Genomic DNA, 6724 nt, shown 5'->3' on the forward strand with positions numbered 1-6724 from the left:
CACAGTTTGCCGTGATCTTCGGCGAACGCTTCATCAGAGCCATGGCGGCCTGATGATCGACCGCCTGCCCACACACGGAATTCCTGACAGTCCCGCCTGTGCTGACGCCGCACCGCCGCGCGGGAACCCTTGAATGTGGCGATGCGAAAACGTTCAAGCCTCATACGGCTTTTGATAATCCAGTTCTGCATCCTCCAGCGCTTCCCAAGCATCGCCGCGGGCGCTGCTATCCTGAAGCCATTTTCTTGCCGCCTCGATATCGCCGCCACGCGGAAAGCGCCAATCTTTCCGGCCCCTGCGGTTAGGCCTCACGACTTGGAAATCCTGGCTCGCAGAGACCGCGCGGTGACCGGTCGCCGTCGGCAGCATGGCGCATCGCCAGCTGTTACAGAAACGTTGCGCCCACCTGGCCCGCCAAGCTAAAGCGTCGCCTCGCCTGCAAAGAAACCCAAAGCCTCATATGCGATCGAATGATAGTGGTGATAATCGAACACGCTGTCGCGCCAGTCCGGGGACCCACCGTGACCTTCGAACAGGGCCTCGAACTGGTCCGCCAGTCCATTAGCATCACCAACCAGTGCCCCGCGGTAGAAGACTACCGGCAGCCGCGAATTATTCGGTACCCAGCCCTTCTCGCTGAGCAGGAAGCTCTCGATCTTCATCACGCCTTCGCTTTCCGGGCTCGCTTTTGTTTCGGCTTGTCGGCCAACTCGATCCAGACAGGTGCATGGTCGCTGGTCTTTTCCCAACTGCGCACATGGCTGTCGACTTGCGCTTCGAGCAACCGGTCGGCGAGCGCGGGGCTGAGGAGCAGATGATCGATGCGCAGGCCGGCATTGCGGCCATAGGCGTTCCGAAAATAGTCCCAGAATGTGTAGATCACGGCACCCGGATGCAGCGTACGCAGGGCATCGATCCAACCTTGGTCCAGCAGCCGGAAGTAGGCCGCCTTCACTTCGGGTGCGAACAACGCATCATCAAGCCACCGCTCCGGCTTGTAGACGTCCAGATCGGTCGGAATGACATTGAAGTCACCCGCCAGGATCACCGGCAACCCACTCTCCAGCAGCCCGGCGGCATGCTCGATCAGCCGGTCGAACCAGCGCAGCTTGTACTCGAACTTGGGGCCGGGCCGCGGATTGCCATTGGGGAGATAGAGCCCGCCAACCAGGATGCCGTTGACTGCCGCCTCGATATAGCGGCTCTGACCCAGGTCAGGATCGTCCGGAAGTCCGCGCCGCGTCTCGTGGATATGGCCGACGCGGCTTAGCAGCGCGACCCCATTCCACGACTTTTGTCCATGCCAGATGACATCATAGCCAAGGTCGCGAATGGCACTTTCCGGAAACTTCTCCTGCGGCGCTTTCAACTCCTGGAGCACAACCACATCGGGTTCTGCTTCCTCGAGCCAGCGCAGCAGCACCGGCAACCGGCCATTTACGCCATTCACATTGTAGCTGGCGATTTTCATAGGTCGGGCAAGGTCTGGTCGGCGCGCCTCCAACCGCTGAGCGCCTTCGAGCCGGCCCGCTTTACCAGATCGGTACCATCGCGGATGCTCCAGTACGATGGCTTGTCGATCATCTCCTTTTCCTTCCAGGTGATCGGTACTGCGACCGGTGCGCCTTCACGCGCGCGGACCGCAAAGGGCATGACCGCCGTCGTCCCGCGCTGGTTGCGAAGATAATCGACGAATATGCGGCCCTTGCGCTGCACTTTTGGCAAGGCGGCGGTGAAATGCTCGGGGTCGCTCTTGGCAACTGCCTGCGCCAGCCGATGCGCAAAGTCCTTCACTTCCAGCCACTCCGCCTCCGAGACCAGCGGCGCAATCTCATGCACGCCCTTGCCGCCGGTCAGCATCGGAAAGGTCTCGAGGCCCAGGGTCTGGAGGATTTCGCAAAACTGGAAGGCGGCACTGCGCACATTCTCGAAATCGAGGCCGACATCGGGATCGAGATCGAAGACGAGGCGGTCAGCCTTCTTCACGTCTTCAATCCTCGAACCCCACCCATGAAACTTGATCGTGCCCATCTGCACACAAGTGAACAGACCCTCTGCTGTGTCGAGGAAGAGATAGGGCTCATCATGCCCGTCCTTTTCACGAATCGCGACATGCCGCACGGCATCTCGGAAACTGCCCGCGTCATGCTTCTGGAAGAAGCATTTTTTAGCGCGGCCCTGGAGGCAGCGCACAAGACTGATCGGTCCGGATCCAGCCCAGGGCAGCATGATCGGAGCAACTTGCGCGTAGTAATCCGCCAGCTCGCCCTTACTCATCTTGCCCTCGGGAAAGATGACGCGGTCAGGGTTGCTGATGACGACCGACCTGGCCGGTATCGTCGCCGCCTTCACCGGCGCCTCCGTTTCCATCACTACCGCCTCGTGCTTCTTGTCTTCGTGTAGACCCAGATAGAAGGGATGCCGGAGCGTTCTCACATTGGTCATCTCGCTAAACGCGATCTCCGCCACCCGCTTGGGTCGCAGCCAGTGCGCCCCACGAACCTCTGCGCGCGGCGCCTTCACCGCCGGCGCCTCCTGTTCGAGCGGTGCCATGACCACCATCAGGCCGATGATCTCTTGGTTGTCAAAACCGGTGCCGACCTTGCCGGCGTAACGGAGCACTCCATCCTCGGAGACGCCCAGGATCAGCGATCGGAAAAGCCGCGACTTGTCCGACGGCGTCCATCCGACCACGACGAATTCCTGACGCTTGATACATTTGGTCGTGAGCCAGCCTCCCGATCGCGAGCCGACGTACCGGCCATCGGCCGGCTTGGAGATGACTCCCTCGAGGCACGCGGCGCGGAACTGGTTTAGCAAGTTCTCACCATTGCCCGCAATGTGATCCGAATAGGGAAAACGCGACTTACCCTGAGGGAGGATCTTCGCGAGCTCCGGCTTGCGCTCGGTCAGTGCCAGCTGGGTCAGGTCCTCGCCATCGGACTCCAGTTGGTTGAACGCGAAATAGTCGATCGAGCCGGGCGCGCTTTTCAGTGCATTCTGCAGCACCTGAAAGCTGGAGCGACCCTCGGTATCGAGCACCACCGCCTCGCCGCCGCCAACGCTCAGCAGCACGCCGTAACCATCATATTTCATCTCGTGCAGCCAGCGCTTGCCAGCAGGAACGGTGTCCGCCAGCGTTGCGAGCTTCACCGCACGAACGGGCGGAGCACTGCTAGTCGAAGCTGCTTTCCTGCACGCTGGGATCACTCGCGCCATGATGAAAGGCCGATGTTCGTCATAACAACAAAAGTGCGGGAGCGACCGACTCGCTCCATCGCGTTTCGGGCTCGGCTTGCCGTCCGCCGCTATGAGTCTCATCGATCGTGGAAACTGCATTTGGACCGAGGCGTCGCCGACTTAGGTCACAAATGAAGGAGAAGAGAAATAGCAGATGACAAGACGGATCGCGGGCCGCAGAACCGCTGAGCCCCACTGCGATCTCATGCTCGGTATGAGGCCCCAGTTCGAGGGACACGATCTCGGCAGCCTGTCGCGAAACCCATGAGCAATGTATTCGCGCGCGCTCACGAGATTTTTGCCTTGATCGTCCATGCCGCCCTGCACGAGATCGGCATGGCGATGACCCGTATTGAAGTGGTCGACGGCGATCGGTCCGCGCTTGCGGCGAAGCTGCTTCAAAAGGCGGCTTAAATCTTGAGATAGGCCGCTGCCTGGCCGGTGTTGAGGAAGGGGGAGCCGCGCTTTGCAAGCTGCGCCCGGTCAATGTTGCTCGACAGTTCCATGATATCCCTGTCACGTTGCGCTGGACAGCACCAACCGCCCTCAAGGGACACTCGATTTGGAGCACAATTCCCCGGTCAGGCACGGTAGGAAACGCGTATAGCCGATTCTGACCCCCCTCTCGAGTTCACTCGAAACTCGGTCCGATTTGCTATCGACGTAGCCTCCACCAGTTTGTCAGACGAAGGTTCTTCTTTCCTCTTTTGCCCTGGCGATACCAGTAGCCGCGCCCGCCTCCGTTCCGGCTCCGAACAGCTCTCGGGAACAGCGCTCGGCTCTCGAGGCGGCGCATAAACGGCAGAGTGATTTTGAAACGAAACTGCTGACCGAGGCCGGTGTCGGACCCGCCGAGAACCTAGCTGGTGAACAAGGGGAAGCATGGCAAATGCTGCTTGAAGAACCTTACCGCATGCTGGCCATGCCAAGGGTGCAGATCGAGAAGAAACCGTTAGCTTCCGCGGTCATTTCTATTGCCAGCAGGAGCGGGGCATCGCCGGCTGGGACCATTAGCGCACAGGAATGAGAACACCTCGCCTCGCTCGAACAGGACATCTTCAAGCCCCGTGGTTATGTGCCGTGGACACCTGCAACGCCCGGCACGAAGCCGCCGCCCCCACCGGGGATCTGCTATGAATGAACCCTGCGATTGCCCGCGATATTCCCCGCGCGAGACCTGACTACAAGCTACTCCGAAAGCGGCGGCGGAGAGAGCGTCAAACGGGAATTTGCGGCGGAAATGGCGCGACTGGCGGTCCCGGCGCAGCCGCGTTCCACCTTCGATCCCGCGAGCCCTTTCTGGTCATTTCAGAAATGCTTCGCTGCTCCCCGAGACCCGATATAACTGCTTGCGATATCGGTAGCATGCTCGCCCCCGTGACAGAATGCTATCAGCCCAAACGGCTTATATTGACAGCAGATCGCTTGCCGTTCCGCGCCGTCAGCACTTGGTAAGCCACCGCCTCGCCTGCAACAAGATTGGTTAGGCCGGAAGCTCCCAGCGCATCGGTATGAACAAAGCAGTCGCCCCCGCCATTATCCGGCGAGATAAAGCCATATCCTTTCGCAGCATTGAAGAATGCTACACGACCCGTTGGCATTGTTGCCCCCCGAACAATTCGTAGCAATCCATTGCGCGAGGATGGTTAGAGGGTCAACGCAGTTAACTTTTCAGATTTCTCGAAATGAAACGACTTAGTGTTCACTTATGAACACTAAGTCGTTTTGTACTTGGTCTGCGCGCAGCAGCTCCTTTTGACTTCAGCTGGCGGTGCTCCTCGCAGAGCCATTTCCGGGCGATGGGCAGACCTTGAGGAACGGTTTCAGCGGGCACCCGAACCGCCAGGCCGTTGCGAAGCGCAGGACCGGAATCGGCCGCGAGGAGCCTCCCCCGGCAGGCGAGGAAATAGGGGCCGGTCGGCGCCGCAAACAACAGCAGGAAGAGCCGGTTGGATTTTCGGCGGACCGGGCCGCTGACCGCCACCGGACACCGGTTGCTCCGAACCGCGCCTAGGGTGACATCACCGCCATCCGCGCCGTGTCCATTTGGGCGCTGGAACAGCGCTGCCATAATACCCTGGATACCGGGCGCTCTCGAAATTCGAAAACCCTGTCGTGTTTCCCGGAGTAAAACATGACGGAACAACCCAAGTTCAAAAAGCGCCAATACCTAATCGTTCCCCATAATAGAAACCGGCACATCTTCTCACAGAGCTTTCACAAATCTGAAAATCCGTGTTATTACCGATAGGGGCAGCGAACGGAATAAGCGCAAATACACCTGAAATATCGCTTGCCAACTAGGAGAAATCGATGCGCGAGCTGGATAGCCGTGATGGAATGCGCCATGATTTGGCGTCGCGCGGGCTTGAGGACGAGATCTGCGAGACGGACAGCTTGGCAAAAGCGCAGCAAAAGGCCGCTGATGCCGATCGCTTACGGCGCAGATCGGCAGGCCGGGTTACGTCGCTTCCGATACCGTTCTTTCGCAACTGAGCCTTTACACGGCAGCCGCCCCAGACCGAGCTCTGATGTCGCAGCTTACCGCTTGACGGCAGCCACGCTCGGATGTTTTTCGATATGCACGACATTCGCCGCGGCATAGACAGCGATCAGGATCGTCAAGGCAACGACGGCGACCCGTAGGAGCGTTTGTCCGGCCCGATTCGATATCGGGGTACGACGCGCCAGCGCCCTTCGTTCACGCATCTATACGCACCTCATGATTCCTATGTCCCGGACATCTGCGATCCAGTGCGGCGATAATCACATGCGTGGCCGGGAAATTCCAGACATCTTTAGGATCACCACGCGATCGGCACCTGAACCCGGATTCCATGAGGAAGCCAAGGCCGGCACTGAAGGCTTCGGCGTTGCACCGCCTTTGCGTGCACCTCGCAGAAAGGAAATGGCGAGCGAGCCATCCGTTTCGGTCAAGACAAGCACACCTAGCCGGAAGCCGGTGCGAGGCCGACGCTAATGAAGGCATCGGAAAGTTATCGTGAGGTCTTACTATACCATTTAATCTTTGGGTTTCTGCACGCCGTTGAACGAGCTTATGCCCGCATGACGGGATGGTTCGAGTCCTTCAGACATCCGGCTGCTCATGTCAGGAATACATTTACGAATTTCGAACAAGAGGAACGCCATGGGTGTTAATTAGGCGGCTGACTCATTCAATGAGCGCTGGAGCGTATCGACGGTCGCGAGGATGGCATCGAAGTCCGGCACATCGCCGAAGATCATGCCCGCCATAGCAGCATAGTCGCGACGGAGGTCAGCGATCATCGCATCGGTCGGCATCATGGAGAAGCTGCCGGGCTCTGCATGGGCAAGATCGAGGTCGCGGCTGTTGAAGAACATACGGGCGTGCGCGACGCAATCCCTGCCTAGTGGATTGATCGGAACGAATGAGTCCGCTTGAGGGATTCCCATTCTTTCGGTGCCGTGCGACGATGCGGCATGCGAACGGGTATCGAGATCG

Annotated in this window: 7 protein-coding genes and 1 pseudogene; 2 read left to right on the plus strand and 6 right to left on the minus strand. The window is 59.3% G+C overall.

What is annotated here, in order from left to right; translation table 11 throughout:
• The 4 genes from EDF58_RS26245 to ligD all read right to left on the minus strand — a co-directional run.
• Nucleotides 1-191 (minus strand): hypothetical protein (locus EDF58_RS26245; protein ID WP_207913193.1); only part of this gene is annotated, 191 nt, incomplete at its 3' end.
• Nucleotides 192-419: 228 nt separating this feature from the next.
• On the minus strand, nt 420-665 hold the full coding sequence (locus EDF58_RS25560) for a hypothetical protein (protein WP_207913194.1): 246 nt from the start codon (nt 663-665) through the stop codon (nt 420-422).
• Nucleotides 662-1471, minus strand: a complete 810-nt coding sequence (gene xth / locus EDF58_RS25565; RefSeq protein ID WP_132270595.1) for an exodeoxyribonuclease III — start codon at nt 1469-1471, stop codon at nt 662-664. The genes EDF58_RS25560 and xth overlap by 4 nt, the downstream gene beginning before the upstream one ends.
• Nucleotides 1468-3153 carry a DNA ligase D gene (ligD, locus tag EDF58_RS25570; RefSeq protein WP_243654521.1) on the minus strand — a complete coding sequence of 562 codons (1686 nt, stop codon included), beginning with the start codon at nt 3151-3153 and terminating at the stop codon, nt 1468-1470. Before ligD ends, xth begins: the two co-directional genes overlap by 4 nt.
• A gap of 351 nt (nt 3154-3504) precedes the next feature.
• On the opposite strand from ligD, the gene EDF58_RS26250 reads away from it, so the two are divergent.
• A complete protein-coding gene (locus EDF58_RS26250) occupies nt 3505-3654 on the plus strand; it encodes a hypothetical protein (protein ID WP_207913195.1) in 150 nt (49 codons plus the stop codon).
• A gap of 977 nt (nt 3655-4631) precedes the next feature.
• Here the strand turns inward: EDF58_RS26250 and EDF58_RS25580 are convergent.
• Nucleotides 4632-4841, minus strand: a complete 210-nt coding sequence (locus tag EDF58_RS25580; protein ID WP_132270599.1) for a cold shock domain-containing protein — start codon at nt 4839-4841, stop codon at nt 4632-4634.
• Between the two features lie 712 nt (nt 4842-5553).
• On the opposite strand from EDF58_RS25580, the gene EDF58_RS25590 reads away from it, so the two are divergent.
• A complete protein-coding gene (locus EDF58_RS25590; protein WP_132270602.1) occupies nt 5554-5736 on the plus strand; it encodes a hypothetical protein in 183 nt (60 codons plus the stop codon).
• 663 nt (nt 5737-6399) lie between these two features.
• Here the strand turns inward: EDF58_RS25590 and EDF58_RS25595 are convergent.
• A pseudogene (locus tag EDF58_RS25595) lies at nt 6400-6724 on the minus strand (hypothetical protein); the annotation flags it as partial.

Source organism: Novosphingobium sp. PhB57 (assembly GCF_004342985.1).
Lineage (GTDB): Bacteria > Pseudomonadota > Alphaproteobacteria > Sphingomonadales > Sphingomonadaceae > Novosphingobium.